Source organism: Rhodococcus sp. WAY2, assembly GCF_009859915.1.
Lineage (GTDB): Bacteria > Actinomycetota > Actinomycetes > Mycobacteriales > Mycobacteriaceae > Rhodococcus_F > Rhodococcus_F oxybenzonivorans.
Map to the genome: position 1 here is coordinate 95,265 of NZ_CP046574.1, position 14,463 is coordinate 109,727.

Sequence of the window (14,463 nt, forward strand, 5' to 3'; positions counted from 1 at the left end):
GGTCAGAGCTGAGCAAGCAGCGATCCCCGGGTTCTATGGGGCGTCGAGCAGACTGGAGGATACGGAGGCGCGGCCCGCGTCAGCGTTGTACCGGTCGGTCGTTGGTCATTGGTGACCCGAGTCGGTATCAGTTCCGTGTGCGGACGTGGGCCTGGATGGGCGCCGCGGCGACGGTGGTGAAGGGCACCGCGAGGGGGAAGTCGTTCTGCAGGGAACGGATTTCGATTGTTCGGATGACGGTGGCGAGTGCGAGGGTGGCTTCCAGCATCGCGAAGTGGTCGCCGATGCATGACCGTGGCCCGCCGCCGAACGGGATGTATTGCCAGCGGTCGCGGTCACCGGAATTTTTGGTATTGAATCGGTCGGGGTCGAAGACCAGCGGGTTCTCCCAGAGCGCGGGGTCGCGGTGCATGGCGTAGATGCCGACCAGCACCATGCTGCCGGCCTCGACCCGGTAGCCGGCGACCTCGATGTCCTGCATGGCGGTGCGCCCGGCCACGGCGACCGGTGGGCACAGCCGTAGCGCTTCGTGCAGCACCTGCACGGTGTACCCGAGGCGGGGAACATCGTCGGGCGTCAGTTCGCGATCACCGAGGCCGGCGACCTCGGCCGCAACTGTGTCTTGCAGGTCGCGGTGGTGGCCGAGCTGCCATAACGCGTAGGCGAGGGTGGTGGCGGTGGTGTCGTAGCCGCCCGCGGCGAAGGCGATCAGGTCGTTGCCGATGTCCTGGTCCGACAGTGCTTGTCCGGTCGCCGGATCCGTGGCCCCGATCAGGGCGTGGACGAGCGGCGCGTCGCGGGTGGGGTCGGCGCGGCACGCCTGCAGGATCTCGTCCGAGAGCCGGTGCATGGCCGTATCCGCTGCCCAGGCTCGCCGACGTGCGGGGGTGGGGAGCCACCGCGGTGCGCGGACCGGCCGCATCCCCCGATCAGCGATATGCGACAGGGCGATACGCAGTGGTTCAGCGAACGCATCGGCCCTCTTGTCGAGGTCGGTTCCGAGGATGGAGCGGCCCAGTGCCCGCATGGTCAGTCGGCGGCACTCGGCGTCCAGGTCGACTTCGGTGCTGTCACCCCACCCGTCGGCGACCATTGCTGCGGCCTGGGACATGTGGCCGGCGAAGGTACGGACGCGCTGCTTGGTGAACAGCGGTTGTAAGGTGCGCTTGCGTGAAAGCCAGAGCTCGTTGGGGAGGTCGACGATGTTGTCGCCCATCAGGTGCCGCATCTCCTGGTGAACGGCGGTCCGATCGCACGCGGCGTCCTTGCGGCTCAGGACGTCGCGAGCTCCCATCGGGGAGGTGACCCACACGATCGGTTCGTTCAGCCATTTCGGGCCGAGAGTCACCCTGCTCACGGGCCCGCCGGTCTCGCGTAGCAATTCCTGGCCGGTGTGGTATTCCCTGACTGCCTTCAGTCGCTGCCGGAAGGGCAGCGGGTTTCGGGGAGCCAGTGGTAGCGAACCGACATCGCCCTCACGGTGAGTGTTCATGATCGTGCGCCCCCCTGTGTTTGGCTGATCAATTCCGGCCTCTCCCGAGGTTGCCGGGTCACGTCGTGCCGATCCGGATCGACCTTACGACGGAACCGGGTCGACCGACCGGCTGTCGCTCGACTCCGATCAGTTCGCGCCGAGGTGGCCGCGGCCGCACGACGATGCCAAGATCTTGCGCGACGAGGGAAAGCCCGACAGCCTGAAGCGGGCACCGACAACGCACGAAGGGGGAGCCTTGACCGAGTTTTACACCGCGACCGAACTCGAACAGAGCGGCTACGTTCGGCACCGACTGACCCAGCTGTTCGGAGAGCCCGACACCACAGGCAGTGAGGAACGCTGGCCGAGCGAGACCGTGCACGCCGTTGAACACGACGTTCTCGCACCGGCGGCGCGGGTGGTCTTCCCCGCGTTCGAACCGGACCTGGACACCCGCGCGGGGATGATCGCAGCCGATCTGCGCTTCGGGTGGCCCCAGATGGAGCAGATGCTCGCCCGCGTGAACCTGCGGGAAGACCAGGCGAGAAGTGGACGGACCCTGTCCAGCGTGGCCGCTGACGAGGGAACGGCCGCTCCGTGATCAGCGAGTTCCGCGACGCCGTCGTCGATGCGCTGCTGTCCGGGTCGTCCCTGCCCGACCGGTGGCGCGAGGCTCGAGCACAGCGGGCGCGGATGGCCGAGATCGCCGCCACGCTAGATCGCTTCCAGTGGTTGGTCCTCGAGGACCTGGCCGAGGCACGCCGAGCGTTCCAGCACCGAGACCGCCAGCGGGGGAATTCAGAGGTCACGGCGTTCCTTGCGGCCCACGAGCGCGCCAGGATGGTCGGTATCCCCGACGAGCGGGCGGTGTACCGCTTGGCCGATCGAATGGTCCGGGCGCGACAGACAAACCTGATGTTGGGCCTGGCGGGGAGTACTGGTGGGCGCTAGGAATCGGCCGGGACGAGATATTTCACCTGGACGCTGAACGGGTAGGTGCCTGGGCTTGCCAACACGGCCTCGATGAGTTGCTCGGCCGTCCTCGATACTGAGGATTTTGAACCTCGAGACCCCTTGAGGGTGAAGCCTCACCGTGTCGCCGATCGTCACAGCAGCGGAAGTTGCCGGATCCTCAGTCATACGCCATGCCTAACTCTCTCGCCCGACGTGCACACGATCCACTAGCTCGGAGAGCCTCATTCTCCCAGACCCGCCAGCGGCGGTTCCCGGAGCCAATTGCCTTCCCGTCAGCGTTGATCGGGCAGGGTGGCGTCCTCCGGTGGGATATCCGATCGCGGCCCTTTGAACGACGAATGTCTCAGACCGCCACCCTCGCTGAACTCGCGGAACTCGACGTCGACGACCACCCGAGGCTCGACCCAGTGCACACCATGAGGGGCGTCAGTATGTGCTGTCGAGTCCGCAAGGGGACTGGTCGGGCGTTCGAGTTCCCCGAGTTGGTCGCGCAATTGCCGGCGCATCGAGGCAGTAAATCCGGTCCCGACCTGACCGATATGCCTCAAGACCCCCTCGGCGTCATAGGCGCCCAGGACGAGGGAGCCGACCACGTTCCGCTGCGCGCCACCGCCAGCGATCCAGCCGATGACGACGGCGGACATTCGCTGTCTCACGAGCGTTTTCACCCACGACCGAGTCCGCCTGCCAGGCAGGTAGATCGAGGAGACCTTCTTGAACACCACACCCTCCATCCCGGTCTCGCGGGCCACACCGAGCATGGTCTCCCCGCTCAGCCCGAGCCAATGCGGAGGTGCCTGCACCGGCAGACCCGCACCGTGGGCCGGAACGAGCTCGGCCAGCGCCGCCCGCCGATCGAGATACGGCACGGACATCAGTGATGACCCATCGATGAGCAGGTCGAAGACGAAAAAGTTGACGGTGACCTGGCGGCGCAACACCGCCGATGGGCGCGCCACGTTCATGCGGCGTTGCAGGCGGCCGAACGAAGGTCGCCCATCTGCTCCCAACGCCACAACCTCCCCGTCCAACACCACCCGGCGGCGGCCGCCGAAAGCGTCGGCCAAGGCCTCGACCAGTTCCGGATACGACGACGTCACCACAGTCAGATTCCGGGACCACAGAACCGGATCGCTGCCCCGGCCACCAGATGATGCCAGCAGACGGCAGCCGTCGTACTTGATCTCCGCCGCCCACGACCCACTCGACTCACCCAGGGGCGGAGCGCCCAGGGTCGCCAACATCGGCGCAATCAGCCCACGGTGAGCATCGCCCATCCGCTGATTGTCCGCCCCGACGAGCCGCCCCCGTGATGACTCACGTCCTGCGTGAAATGAAGCCGGTGGTTTTCCGTCGCCTGGGCAGTAGGGTCGGCCTGGCTGTAAACCGGAGCAGAAGGAGTGCACAGGTGGCGCGGAAAACGGTGGTGGAGTTGGTCGATGACCTCGACGGCAGTGTCATCGAGGCCGGTGAGGGCGAGCACATCACGTTCTCGGTGAACGGTGTCGACTACGAGATCGACCTCAAGACGAAGAACGCCCGCGAATTCCTCAAGACGATGGACTTCTACATCGACCATGCCACCAAGATCGGCGGCCAGAAGCGCCGCGCGACCGCACAGGCCGGCTCGGCGCGGTCCCGGTCCCGGTCCCAGGCCCGGGAGGTGCGGGAGTGGGCGGCCGCGAACGGCTACCAAGTTTCCGCACGCGGCCGGATCCCCGCCGAGATCCAGGACGCGTTCGACGCAGCGCACTGACCCGAATCCGGGCACCGTGCGGCCGCGCCGGCTCACTGTAGAACCGGGCGCGGCCTGAGCACGACCGATACTCCGGACTACCGGGCTAAGTGTGGATCGGCGAACTTGATGCAGGGGACGCAAGATCCCACCTGGCACTTCGAGTGCCTCTGACGTGGGAAGCCGCCGGCACCTGGTGGTGTCAGCGGCTTCGGTGCCTGTTCGGGGCACGCTACGCACTGTAGGTCTGACCCGGTCAGGGTGACGGTGCCCGCCAGTGCGCCTCTCGGCAAGTGGTCGCTCGAAGCGGCGATTCTGATGTGGTACCCGGGGCATGGGGTCGAACACCGTCGCGTCTTTCAACGGCCCCGCGGCCGCCGAATCTTCCGACCTGTGCGGGGTCAGGCGGTGATGTCGAGGAGTGCTTGACGCTGATTCGTGCCCAGGCCACCGATACGCCGGGTGTCCGCGATCGACAGCTCCTCGAGGATTTGCGTTGCCCGCACCTTCCCGACGCCAGGCAAGGCTCTCACCAGGGCCGACACCTTGGTCTTCTTGACGATGTCGTTCGTCTCCGCCTTCGCGAGGACACCTGCGACCGTGAGGTCACCGGCCTTTACCGCGGACAGCAGTTCGGTCCGTGCTTTCCGCGCTGCCGCGGCCTTCTCCAGTGCCTGTGCACGCTGCTCGGCGGTCATGACGGGCAATGCCATATACGGCTCCTCGTTGCTCGAACCGCCCACGGAAAGGCGGTGTCGGGTTTATCGTGCCAGGTAGCACGCCGACGCGGCGCGGAAGCGGAGGGCGACGCCAGCGGCCCGCGCTTCCGACGGCCGCTGGCGGCGACCATCACGATAACAGCTAGTATCGAATGTGTGTTCGAAGGATGGAAGCCGGTCTACGACCCGAAGCCGTGGCGGATCGTCGACCCACCCCAGCGGATCATTGTCGACGTCTCTGCCGCCATCGCTCACGACGGCGGACGATCCGCGAACGACCTGCCCCTTCGAGTACGAGCCGAAGGGCTTGACCTGGATGTTCGAGTCCGCGGAGTGCTCCGGGCTTGGGGGCGTACCTCCCGGGGCGAATGGCTGGCGGCATGTACGTTCGCGATTCCCACCGGGAACAAGCGGGGAAGTCTCGAAATCACCCAGTGGTGTCCTGCATCGGCGATCACCGCCGAGTGCGAGTGATGGAACGGCTGGCCGATGCCGGGGCACACTCATGCGCACCGGCGGACCAGAAGGACGAGAAGGACGAGAAGATCGAGGGATGACAGAGTCGAGGCCGGGGCGGATCCCGGTGGGCGACCCGATCGCGCTGCGCTTCGACCCGGAGACCAAACACCGACTCGAGCAGATGGCCGAGGGCATCGGCCCGCGCCGGTTCGGCGCGTTGATCCGCGTCGCCTGCCGCCGCCTGGTCACCCAACCCAAAGCGGTCGGCAATCGTCTCGCCGAGGCGCGGCGACTCTCGCACGTGCGGCGGGCGATCCCGCTGGTCATGCTCACGCTCAAACTGGAACCCGACACCGCGCAGAAATTCACCGCCTTGGCCGCCGAGCACGACACCACGATCAGTGCACTGATGCGGATCGCGTTGCACCGATTCCTGGAAACTCCCGGCCGCTACAAACATCCGATGCTCCGCGAGGCGGAGCGGACCGGGCTGTCCGAGAAGGTCGAGGTGATGGTCAACCCGTCCAGCAGGCACCAGGTCTGGCGTCTCGCCGGTCGACACGGGGACAAACTGGGCACCGCACTTGCCCGGGTTGCGCTACGCCGTCTGCTCGACGAGCCCGGTGACCTCACCAGGGACCTGGAGGCCATCGCACCAGTGCGCGATCTTCGGCCCGAAACCTATCCCGCCAGAGTGAATGTGCACTTCGACGAGCCCCTCCGGCACAGGCTCGACGCCTTGGCCGCACGGGTCGGGTCCGACCGCGCCGAGTTGATGCGTCTGGCCGCGCAGCGTGTGCTCGAGGCCCCCGGAATGATCGAACACGCTGTCAATCGCGAGATCTTCCGCAGCGAGAAGAACAAGGCGCATCTGCTGGCCCGCCACGCCCGCCGCCAGGCGCGGCGCCGCGCGCCCCCTGGCTGATCCGTCGGACACCCCCGCACCCATAGGAACTGATCGACCACGGCTGCTGGTCCGTGGGTGGGGGTGCATGTCGATGTACTCGCAGTGCTCACCGGCCGGCGGCTCGATGATCAGCTTCCCCCTCGTGATCCGTTACCCGACGAAGGCTCGCTGATCGACTCCCATTAGGGTCTCGCGGCCGATGACATTTCGAGACGCGACGACCTGCTCGTTCATCTCGAGTCTCACGGTATGGCCACCGCGATCTGTCTCAACCTGAGGGCATTTCTTCAGCGCACCTTCCCCACCAGCTGCCTGTGCCGACGGCGTAATCTCGAGGCGGCGCTCGATCAAGGCAAAGCCTCGCCGGGTACAAGATCCCTACGGCTCCTGTGGGTGGAAGACGCTGTGCAGCAGACACCCAGCGGCAAGCCGGACTACCGCTGGGCGCAGGGGCCTCACCAAGCAGCGCGACCCCGACCACCGCATCATGTCCGGCTGACCAGGCGTTCGTACCGCTGCCGAGCCGCCTGAGTGCTGCCGAGTCCGAGACCGAACGCGATAGCCTGCCAGGTCATCCCGCGCTGACGAGCGACTCCGAGGAACAGGGCCTCGAGGTGGTCCATCTCCGCGCGGGCCTTGGGGATCAGGCTCAGCGCCGCGGTGATGTCGGCGTCGTCGACGTCGGGTTCACCGGGCTCCGGTGGCGTGGTACCGCCTGCGAGTGCGGCGACCACGCGGATGGCGCCGAGAGGTTCCAGCATCTCCGGATGAGATTGGCGGGCACGCTGTTCCGGAGTGGACCCGTGCCGTTCGGCGATGCGGAAAAGACCCGCATACTCGCGGTGCGCGCGATCACGACTGGGGTTGGGTGGGGTGAACGGGTCGGTGGGCATGCACTCGATGCTGCACCCTCGACCAGACGTCTGTCAACGATTTGTTGTAAACAACATGTTCACGCCGAAGGTGGTGGTCCAGCGCACGGGTGCGCGCCGTGCCACCACGTCGCAGGGTCAGGCCTGTGCGCGAACCACTAGAACTGTGCCGGGGAACTTCGGCGGCCAGTTCCTGCCTGCTGTGCTCCACGGCGGCGGCGCCGTACCCCTTCTTGCGGCACTCGGGTGCTACCCAGATGGCTACGTCGACTTCGCGTCCGGTGAGCTCACCCGAAGACCAACCCGCTCCGAGAGCGTCCGGGAAGTCCTCCGCTATGTCGTAGAGCGACACGTCCTCGTCCATGACGGACAGGACGCGCGTCTCGAGCAACGGTCCGCTTCCCGCCAACTCGGCCAGCACGTCGACAAACGTGGACTGGGCCTTGTCGAGGGTGGTCCGACCGGCCTCGATGGTGGGTCATGCTCGTGCCCGAGCGTGACGGTCAATGCGCGCACCGGTCATCGGGACGGCACCATCAGGATGGCCGCCGCCCGTGTGCGAGGTCGACGAGCCGATGCGCGAGCGCCGGGGGGAGCTGGAAGGTCCGGATGAGGTGCCCGGCGTCATACCCGGATCGGGCTTCGCAGTGTTCCGATCCGGCAGCAGATCATCTGCCACAGGTCGTCGGGCAGCAGTGCGCGGTAGTCCAGGCGCCGGCGCCGGTCGTAGTCGATCGGGGGCGGCTCCGCGATGAGGTGGTCCGCCAGCCGGGTGAGCGCGGTGAGGGTGTCGTCCCAGTGCGGGGCGTTCCGCAGGCATGCCAGTGTGCGGGTGACCCCGTCCGCGCGGACCGCCGATCCCAGGCGGTCGGCGGCCTCGCCGACGGTGAGCGTGGTGCCCACCAGCAGCAGCGCCGTCGACAGGGCCGGTCGGACCTGCGCCGGACTGCACGGGGCCACCGTGCACCGCAATGACCATTGCGGACAGAGCAGGGTCGGGATGCGTTGGGCCGCAGCGTCTACCGCGATAGCCGTCGTCGATGGTAGCGGAGAAGGCTCAGATCGATTGGGCTGCAACACCCGGGCCGGGGCGTGCGCCGAAACACTCCGCGACGGTAACCACAAAGCGCGGATAGCTAGTGTCGCTACGCTAGCTAGCATTCCGCCGAACACGGTTTCCGTCGACATCCTCGACCAGGTCCGCCGCAGCCCACTGGTCACGAGGATGACTGCCCGGATAGTCGATTTCAACGAGCCCACAAGGGGTGCCTTGCGTTGCACCACACCCAATCCCAACTCGAGGGGCGACAGCATCGGCTACGCGCTCGACACTGTCGGGCACGGGATCGACCTCGAAGGCGAGAATGAGAATGCTGGCGAGGCCCCGGCAGGCCTCGAGGTGTTTCCGTGGTTGGGGTGGCTGGTGGTGGTGTGCGCCGCTCCTTTCGTGACCGCAGCTGCTCACAGGTCCCATAGTGCGAGCAGCGCGGTCCGGAGGTTGGGGGAGCGGACGTAGTGGTCGGTCCGCAGCCGTGAGCCGGGGTGCCCGAGGTCGGTCAGCGCCTTCTCGGCGCCTGGGAGGGGTAGGGGTGGCAGGTCGGTGCGGGTGCGTAGGAAGAACAACACCGCCCCACCGGACCGCGGGACCTTCATGGGGTCGGAGATCACCACGGCCGGTGGGTGGATCCATTCGTCGCCGGTGGAGACGAAGACGATCAGGTCGCCGCGCCGGATGGTGCCGGGTGTGTCGAGCCGGAGTGATTCGAGTTGGTACTTCGCTGCCGGGCCGCCGGCGGCGTTGTGCCGGCCGCGCTGGGTGTCGAGGATCTGTTGTTCGGTGTGGGTGGGTTCGTAGTCGACGGCGTGTGTGACGAACATCCGGGTCACCGGTGTGGGGAGGAAGTCTGTGTCGGTGTGGACGCGGCCGGTGACCCCGGGCAGTGGGACGGCGCGGCCGATCTCCCACTCGAGGATGGCGTTGTCGAGGAACACTTGATCGACCTCGGTGATCTCGTCGAGGTTGTCGATGAACGTTCGCACGGAGGCGATGATGTCGGGGTCGTCGGTGATGATCACGGCGTCGTCGGCGAGGGTGGAGTTTTCGGATGCGTTTGCGGACCCGATCACTGCCCGGGTGTTGGTGGCGATCACTTTGGCGTGCAGGGTCGGTGACGACAGCACCCGCACCCCCCGCTCGACGTAGTAGGTGAGGGCGGCGGGGGAGGTGGCGTGCGCCCGGACAGCGGCCTTGGAGGCGTTGACGACCAACAGGTCCCCCGCGCGCAGCGGGAGCAGTGCGGGTGCGTCCTGCCCGAGGTAGCCGATCGCGGCGTACCGGGCGCCGCGGGTGCGGATGGCGCGGGTGATGTGCGGCCACGGGCTCGGCCCGTGGAAGGTGGTCCCCATACCGACAGACGGTAACCGGACCGCACCCCGGGGCGGGTGATGGTCCCGGGCAACGCGGCAAGGAAGCTGAAGGGGTCCTCGGTCTCGGACCGTCCCTGCGGCGCAGTTCCGCAGTTCCGCGGTGGCGCGGGTGACGTTCCGGCCGCGCGGATACTCGGATCTCTGTAAGACTTTCGGCAACGATCCACCGCAGGTAGAGCAAAGGAGGGATGGTGCCCAGCCTCATATTCAATGGTGTCACCTACGGCATCAGCCAGACCAGGTTCGAGGCCACCCGCGAGCTGCTCGCACGGTTTACCGAGGGACACACCCTGGGAGTGGCGATGTCCCTCGCTCATGACGGCGCCCGGCACCATCTGTTTCTCACGCCCGGGGTGCCGATCACGCTGGTGGAATAACGAATCCGACGGTTGCCGGGTCATGAAAGGCTTCCGGCGCTGACGTACCCGAGCAGTATGCCGGGCCGGGCCGTCACCAGCGGTGTCGATGCCCTCGGCGGGAGGGTTGCACCCGGTCACAACCTGGGCGCGAATGTGCGCGCAAACATGCCAGCGAAAATACCGGCATTACGTCATGTACTGGGTAGGGTGAGCTTCGCGGCAATTCGGGCGGTATGTGGAAGGCGAGGGGTGGGGATGGCGAAGGTGGGAACGTTCGGGGGCGGCGCCCGCCGCGCGACCGGGGGTGGACGCGCAGGCGCCGCCCGGTCGGGGAAGCAGCGTTCCGGCGCGGAAGGCGTCATCGAGTCGGGAACGCCGAGTCCGGAGTTGACGGCGAAGTTGGAACCGCGGAAGGGGCCGGCGAAGGTGCCGCTGAACACCCGGGTGTTGGCGTCGACGGAGGCCCGGTTGACCTGGCTGGTGAAGGATCGCCAATCCACGGTGACCAATGTCGTGGACGTGGCCCTGCAGGAGTTCTTCGACCGCTACCGTGTCCCTCCGGCAGATCTCGACGGCCGGATCATCGAGCAGGAGTCATGAGCTCTTCGTGGGAGCAGATACCCCTGTTCGCACTGCCCGAGACCACCCTGACGACATCGGCCGCTCCCACCGACGACGCCGCCCTCCCCGACGACGCCGCCCTCCCCGACGACGACGCTGACTCCCTTGATGCTGGTGTCGTCGTGGCAGCCGAGCAGGCGGGCTCGGAGCCAGCCGGCGCCGCACACCGGACATCGTCCGAGCAGTGTGATGGCGCCGAAGCCGAAGCCGGCGACGTCCCGGCCCCGCCGTCTCCCGAAGCGGACAGCACAAAGGTGGACAGCGCTGCGGTGGACCGCGGCGACGAGGCCACCGACACCGCACCAGCGGAAGCAGCTACGCCGGAAGCAGCTACGCCGGAAGCAGTTACGGCGGAACCAACGGTGCCCGCTGATGGCCCTGTTTCCCCTGCATCGGAGATCGAACCGACGACCACACGACGTACACCGGTGTGGGAGGCGCTGCCGGCGGGTGAGGCCGCGGATGGGCATGCGTTGATCGTGACCGCCGCCGGGACGTTCACCCCGTCGGGGCGGGAGTTGACCGGTCCGGTCGATTCACTCGAGAAGCTGGACAAGCTGATTCGCTGGGCGTCGCTGACTCCGTTGGGGGCGCCCGCGCAGATCTGGGTCGTCGGGTTGGCTGCGTGTGAGTTACTCGGGTGGGTGATCGATCCGGGCAGTGAGGACGACGTCGACGACATGGAAGCGTTGCGGTTACGTGCCGCAACCGAGTTGACCGCCACCCTGCATGCCACCCTCACCCCGCTACTTGGTGCGGGGTGGGAGCTGCGCGGCGAACCGGGGCATGTGGTGCACCTGTCCCGCACGATCGGGAACTTCACGTCGATGGTCGATGTGGTGATCGAACCGTATGTGTGGACCTATTGGAACAAGGACTTCGGTTGGCACAACCGGGTCGGCGACATGGGTGTCCTCGGCTCACCGGCCGCCGGAACGTATCTCCCGGACGACGACCTCCCGGCCGCCCGGGAACTCGGGCGCCGGCTGGCCTGGTGCGCGCAGCATCTCGGGGTGCTCCCCGGGCCGACACCGGCCCGCACCGGCGCCGCGATCATCGACAAGATCAAACGTGAACGCACCCGCAGCGGTAAGGGCATCGTGGTGACGACCGCGGGCGCGGTCCCACCCCTCGATGGTGCCCCGCGCGGGGACCTCGAGCCCGCGGTCGGCTGGACCCGGGTCCCCGACGCGCAGGACCTCGAGGATGCGGACCGGTTGGTGTCGATCGACCAACGCGCCGCCTATTTGGCTTCGGCCGGGATGCTCGAACTCGGTTACGGGCAACCCACACATTTGACCGGTGGGGCGGCCGCGGCCGCGGCGGTGGGGGAGAAGGGCACACCGTTCGGGTTGTGGCGGATCACCCTGCCAGCGGGGCAGGCCTTGTCGCTGCCCGAGAAGCTGCCGTTGCCGCACCCGCACATGCTCGCCGATCAGCCGGTGCAGACCTGGGTCACCACCGTCACTCTCGATGCCCTTCGGGAGCCGGTCGCGGATGGTGGTATCGGTGCCGATCTCGACGACCTCGACGTCACCGAGGCGTGGGTGTATCCGCAGCAGGGTCGGGTGCTGGACAAGTGGGCGAAGATCCTGCGTGAGGCCCGCAAGACCGCTGTGGACACTTCGGATGCGGCGATGAAGGGGTTTCTCGGGTCCTGTTACAAGGGGTACATCGGGCGGATGGTGAACCCGGACATGTGGACCGCGACCCGGATGCAACATCACCACCAGCCGTTGTGGCGGGCGTCGATCATCGCCCATTGCCGGTGGCGGGGCCGCCGCGTCGCGATGCGCATCGCCCGCGAACACCATCGTTGGCCGGTCCGCACCGTCACCGACTCCTGGGTATACCTCCTCCCCAACGGTCAAGACATTGCCGACCCGAGCGGCGCGCTGGGAAAGATGACGGTGGAAAAAGACGTGGCCCTCACCGACACCCTCCTAGCCTCCATGGCGTCGGCTGCGGACGTGCACGAGGTGAACCTGGCGATCAAGGCCGCCTTCACCGACAACGAGGACACCGCCGACGACGACGACGACGGGGCGGGGGTGGACTGATGGCGCTGCATCTGCCGAAGCCGCGGACCAAGAAACCGGCCCAGCAGGCGGTCGGCCTCGACGGCCTCAAAGTCTCGGTGGCGAATGCCGCGACCAGTGGGGTGGAGAAGTCGAAGCAGGTCACAACCGGGGGACTGGCCGGGCTGACCAGCAAGGTCTCCGTCAAGCAACTGCGCCAGGAACTGGGCAACCAGGGTTTGCGGCAGGCGGCGATCGATGCCGGCCGCACCCCACCGTCCGATCGCACGTTGCGCCGGTGGGCGCAACACGGCCGTATCCCGCACCCGGATGTGCTCGAGCGGGCGCAACGGCGGGCGGCGATCGAGCGCCTCGGCGGCGTCGATGCCGTGGCCGCGAAGATCGGACGCTCCCGTTCGGCGGTGTCCCGGTACCGGTCGGGGGAGACGAACGAGTTGCGTGCGGACGCCAGCAAGAAACTGAAAACCGTGCGGGCCGAGGACATCATGGCCCGTGCCGGGGTGTTGCGCCCGGATGGGACACCGAAGACCGCGGTCATCCGCGTCAGGGGTGGTGTGATGGTCCGTAACGGCGCCGACGAGGGCTACGACTACCGGGTCCGTACATTGGATTTCGCGAACTCGGACACCCCGTTCACCCCTGAGGAGTCCCGCGAACTGGCCGCCGCCCTGGCCAATGACGATCATGCCCGGGTCGTCGCACTCCTCGAACGGCACGCCACCCTCGACTACCCCGAAAACAAAGGCTTCGACAGATACAGCGACCAGTTCGGATTCCACTTCGACCACATCGACTCCGTCCACATCGACTGGATCTGATCGCAAAGGGACGTGCCGTTTCCGCAGGTGGTCCCGCGGACGTCGCCATCAGGAGGCGCGGGTGGGTCCGGCAGGGCAGATGAACTGCCGGAAACAACAGGTACCCCGACGGTGACGTCACCTCGACCCACCCAACAGTGCTGCGGTGTCATCGACTTTCCTAATTCGCCATCACAGAAATGGGCGCCGTTGCTCCGGCTGCGGAAGCTACATGTGTCCGGTACCCGTTCGAACGCACCCCTGCGGTTCAGCGACGTCGCGGCAACTGGTCCTGTACGTTTCCGACCGCTGACATGAGGTCGCGATTGAGGCGCTGATAGGTGCGCAGCCATCCTCGATCGACCGGCTCGTCGTGGAGGTGGGCCATCAGCGTTTCGCTGTTGTTGTTCGTGTCCAACCATCGGCGCAAATCGGTGGTGCGGTCCTGCACGTCGTGCAGCAACTGCTCCCGAACGGTCGGGTTCGTCATCGGGCGTCGACCCCTCTTTCCGTGCACCTCGAGCATTGTGTTGATGATTGTCGGGGAGGCGTGCGGCGGCTGTCAGCCGTTGCCTCACCGTCATGGGGAACCGTCAGGCGTACTCGAGCGAGTCGGCCTCATCGAGCGAGTCCCAGACGATCTGGTAACGCTTGCGAGTCACGTCGTCGGCGTCGGTGAGGAGCGCCTCGAACAACGACCGGGGGTCGGTGTGCCACGACCGTGCCAGTGCCGCGATCTCATGCGGGAGGAAAAGGCCGGACCGAGTGGCGGCGAGGACCCAGTCGTCGAATTCGCCTTCTCGGATCCGTTCGACGGCGTCGAAGTCGACGTATCCGTCCCCGAGGTCGAAGGAAAACATCACCGCGACGACGGCGCAGAGCGGTCGGCTGGCGTAGTCGGCGATGACCCCGCTTGTGTCGACGGTGTGGCGGACCAGCGGTTCGGTGGTCATGGCGACCTGCACTTCCTCGAGCCGGTGCGCGTTTTCCGACTCATTCTTCTTTGTCACGATCGCCCTGGAAACCCTCAAGTGGCGTGTTCAAGCAGGCTAAGGCATCTCCGAGCAAGAAGCTGTGTC

The 14,463-nt window shown here is 66.9% G+C and carries 18 protein-coding genes; 9 read left to right on the forward strand and 9 right to left on the reverse strand.

What is annotated here, in order from left to right:
- Positions 1 to 127: 127 nt before the first annotated feature.
- A complete protein-coding gene (locus GFS60_RS35050; RefSeq protein WP_054246160.1) occupies positions 128 to 1,492 on the reverse strand; it encodes a cytochrome P450 in 1,365 nt (454 codons plus the stop codon).
- Between the two features lie 238 nt (positions 1,493 to 1,730).
- On the opposite strand from GFS60_RS35050, the gene GFS60_RS35055 reads away from it, so the two are divergent.
- Positions 1,731 to 2,075: a hypothetical protein gene (locus tag GFS60_RS35055; protein WP_054246161.1), complete on the forward strand. Its 345-nt coding sequence runs from the start codon at positions 1,731 to 1,733 to the stop codon at positions 2,073 to 2,075.
- On the forward strand, positions 2,072 to 2,425 hold the full coding sequence (locus GFS60_RS35060; protein WP_054246162.1) for a hypothetical protein: 354 nt from the start codon (positions 2,072 to 2,074) through the stop codon (positions 2,423 to 2,425). The genes GFS60_RS35055 and GFS60_RS35060 overlap by 4 nt, the downstream gene beginning before the upstream one ends.
- Positions 2,426 to 2,721: 296 nt before the next feature.
- Here GFS60_RS35060 and ligD read toward each other — a convergent pair whose 3' ends face one another.
- Entirely contained in the window at positions 2,722 to 3,726 is a 1,005-nt protein-coding gene (gene ligD, locus GFS60_RS35065) for a non-homologous end-joining DNA ligase (protein WP_054246163.1), read from the reverse strand.
- Between the two features lie 131 nt (positions 3,727 to 3,857).
- Here ligD and GFS60_RS35070 point away from each other — a divergent pair, with 131 nt between their 5' ends.
- Positions 3,858 to 4,205: a histone-like nucleoid-structuring protein Lsr2 gene (locus tag GFS60_RS35070; protein ID WP_054246164.1), complete on the forward strand. Its 348-nt coding sequence runs from the start codon at positions 3,858 to 3,860 to the stop codon at positions 4,203 to 4,205.
- A 380-nt stretch (positions 4,206 to 4,585) separates the two neighbouring features.
- On the opposite strand, the gene mihF is transcribed toward GFS60_RS35070, so the two are convergent.
- Entirely contained in the window at positions 4,586 to 4,897 is a 312-nt protein-coding gene (mihF, locus tag GFS60_RS35075; protein ID WP_054246165.1) for an integration host factor, actinobacterial type, read from the reverse strand.
- Between the two features lie 162 nt (positions 4,898 to 5,059).
- Here mihF and GFS60_RS35080 point away from each other — a divergent pair, with 162 nt between their 5' ends.
- Positions 5,060 to 5,377 carry a hypothetical protein gene (locus tag GFS60_RS35080; protein ID WP_082359730.1) on the forward strand — a complete coding sequence of 106 codons (318 nt, stop codon included), beginning with the start codon at positions 5,060 to 5,062 and terminating at the stop codon, positions 5,375 to 5,377.
- A 79-nt stretch (positions 5,378 to 5,456) separates the two neighbouring features.
- Positions 5,457 to 6,287, forward strand: coding sequence for a ribbon-helix-helix protein, CopG family (locus GFS60_RS35085; RefSeq protein WP_054246166.1), 831 nt, complete (start codon positions 5,457 to 5,459; stop codon positions 6,285 to 6,287).
- A 467-nt stretch (positions 6,288 to 6,754) separates the two neighbouring features.
- Here GFS60_RS35085 and GFS60_RS35090 read toward each other — a convergent pair whose 3' ends face one another.
- From GFS60_RS35090 to GFS60_RS35105, 4 genes are all read right to left on the reverse strand, one after another.
- A complete protein-coding gene (locus GFS60_RS35090) occupies positions 6,755 to 7,162 on the reverse strand; it encodes a hypothetical protein (protein WP_054246167.1) in 408 nt (135 codons plus the stop codon).
- Positions 7,122 to 7,562 (reverse strand): N-acetyltransferase, encoded by a 441-nt coding sequence (locus tag GFS60_RS40540; protein ID WP_054246168.1) that lies wholly within the window; start codon positions 7,560 to 7,562, stop codon positions 7,122 to 7,124. The genes GFS60_RS35090 and GFS60_RS40540 overlap by 41 nt, the downstream gene beginning before the upstream one ends.
- Before the next feature lie 203 nt (positions 7,563 to 7,765).
- Positions 7,766 to 8,101, reverse strand: a complete 336-nt coding sequence (locus tag GFS60_RS35100; RefSeq protein ID WP_054246169.1) for a hypothetical protein — start codon at positions 8,099 to 8,101, stop codon at positions 7,766 to 7,768.
- A 501-nt stretch (positions 8,102 to 8,602) separates the two neighbouring features.
- The gene (locus GFS60_RS35105) at positions 8,603 to 9,547 is read right to left on the reverse strand and encodes a phospholipase D family protein (protein WP_054246171.1); all 945 of its coding nucleotides are present in this window, start codon (positions 9,545 to 9,547) and stop codon (positions 8,603 to 8,605) included.
- 209 nt (positions 9,548 to 9,756) lie between these two features.
- On the opposite strand from GFS60_RS35105, the gene GFS60_RS35110 reads away from it, so the two are divergent.
- From GFS60_RS35110 to GFS60_RS35125, 4 genes are all read left to right on the forward strand, one after another.
- Positions 9,757 to 9,945 carry a hypothetical protein gene (locus GFS60_RS35110; protein ID WP_054246172.1) on the forward strand — a complete coding sequence of 63 codons (189 nt, stop codon included), beginning with the start codon at positions 9,757 to 9,759 and terminating at the stop codon, positions 9,943 to 9,945.
- Between the two features lie 237 nt (positions 9,946 to 10,182).
- Positions 10,183 to 10,527 carry a hypothetical protein gene (locus tag GFS60_RS35115; RefSeq protein ID WP_054246173.1) on the forward strand — a complete coding sequence of 115 codons (345 nt, stop codon included), beginning with the start codon at positions 10,183 to 10,185 and terminating at the stop codon, positions 10,525 to 10,527.
- Positions 10,524 to 12,608, forward strand: a complete 2,085-nt coding sequence (locus GFS60_RS35120) for a hypothetical protein (RefSeq protein ID WP_159929201.1) — start codon at positions 10,524 to 10,526, stop codon at positions 12,606 to 12,608. The genes GFS60_RS35115 and GFS60_RS35120 overlap by 4 nt, the downstream gene beginning before the upstream one ends.
- Positions 12,608 to 13,405 (forward strand): hypothetical protein, encoded by a 798-nt coding sequence (locus GFS60_RS35125; RefSeq protein ID WP_159929203.1) that lies wholly within the window; start codon positions 12,608 to 12,610, stop codon positions 13,403 to 13,405. Before GFS60_RS35120 ends, GFS60_RS35125 begins: the two co-directional genes overlap by 1 nt.
- Before the next feature lie 247 nt (positions 13,406 to 13,652).
- Here GFS60_RS35125 and GFS60_RS35130 read toward each other — a convergent pair whose 3' ends face one another.
- Both GFS60_RS35130 and GFS60_RS35135 read right to left on the reverse strand, forming a co-directional pair.
- A complete protein-coding gene (locus tag GFS60_RS35130; protein WP_236603682.1) occupies positions 13,653 to 13,874 on the reverse strand; it encodes a hypothetical protein in 222 nt (73 codons plus the stop codon).
- Between the two features lie 103 nt (positions 13,875 to 13,977).
- Positions 13,978 to 14,394, reverse strand: coding sequence for a hypothetical protein (locus GFS60_RS35135; RefSeq protein WP_420916647.1), 417 nt, complete (start codon positions 14,392 to 14,394; stop codon positions 13,978 to 13,980).
- Between the last annotated feature and the right edge of the window lie 69 nt (positions 14,395 to 14,463).

What these genes read in the sequence shown, in the direction of transcription:
- GFS60_RS35090 (WP_054246167.1), bottom strand. Translation starts at nt 7,162, where the DNA reads ATGCCCACCGACCCGTTCACCCCACCCAACCCCAGTCGTGATCGCGCG.
- GFS60_RS35120 (WP_159929201.1), top strand. Translation starts at nt 10,524, where the DNA reads ATGAGCTCTTCGTGGGAGCAGATACCCCTGTTCGCACTGCCCGAGACC.
- GFS60_RS35130 (WP_236603682.1), bottom strand. Translation starts at nt 13,874, where the DNA reads ATGACGAACCCGACCGTTCGGGAGCAGTTGCTGCACGACGTGCAGGAC.
- mihF (WP_054246165.1), bottom strand. Translation starts at nt 4,897, where the DNA reads ATGGCATTGCCCGTCATGACCGCCGAGCAGCGTGCACAGGCACTGGAG.
- GFS60_RS35110 (WP_054246172.1), top strand. Translation starts at nt 9,757, where the DNA reads ATGGTGCCCAGCCTCATATTCAATGGTGTCACCTACGGCATCAGCCAG.
- GFS60_RS35085 (WP_054246166.1), top strand. Translation starts at nt 5,457, where the DNA reads ATGACAGAGTCGAGGCCGGGGCGGATCCCGGTGGGCGACCCGATCGCG.
- GFS60_RS35050 (WP_054246160.1), bottom strand. Translation starts at nt 1,492, where the DNA reads ATGAACACTCACCGTGAGGGCGATGTCGGTTCGCTACCACTGGCTCCC.
- ligD (WP_054246163.1), bottom strand. Translation starts at nt 3,726, where the DNA reads ATGGGCGATGCTCACCGTGGGCTGATTGCGCCGATGTTGGCGACCCTG.
- GFS60_RS35115 (WP_054246173.1), top strand. Translation starts at nt 10,183, where the DNA reads ATGGCGAAGGTGGGAACGTTCGGGGGCGGCGCCCGCCGCGCGACCGGG.
- GFS60_RS35125 (WP_159929203.1), top strand. Translation starts at nt 12,608, where the DNA reads ATGGCGCTGCATCTGCCGAAGCCGCGGACCAAGAAACCGGCCCAGCAG.
- GFS60_RS35105 (WP_054246171.1), bottom strand. Translation starts at nt 9,547, where the DNA reads ATGGGGACCACCTTCCACGGGCCGAGCCCGTGGCCGCACATCACCCGC.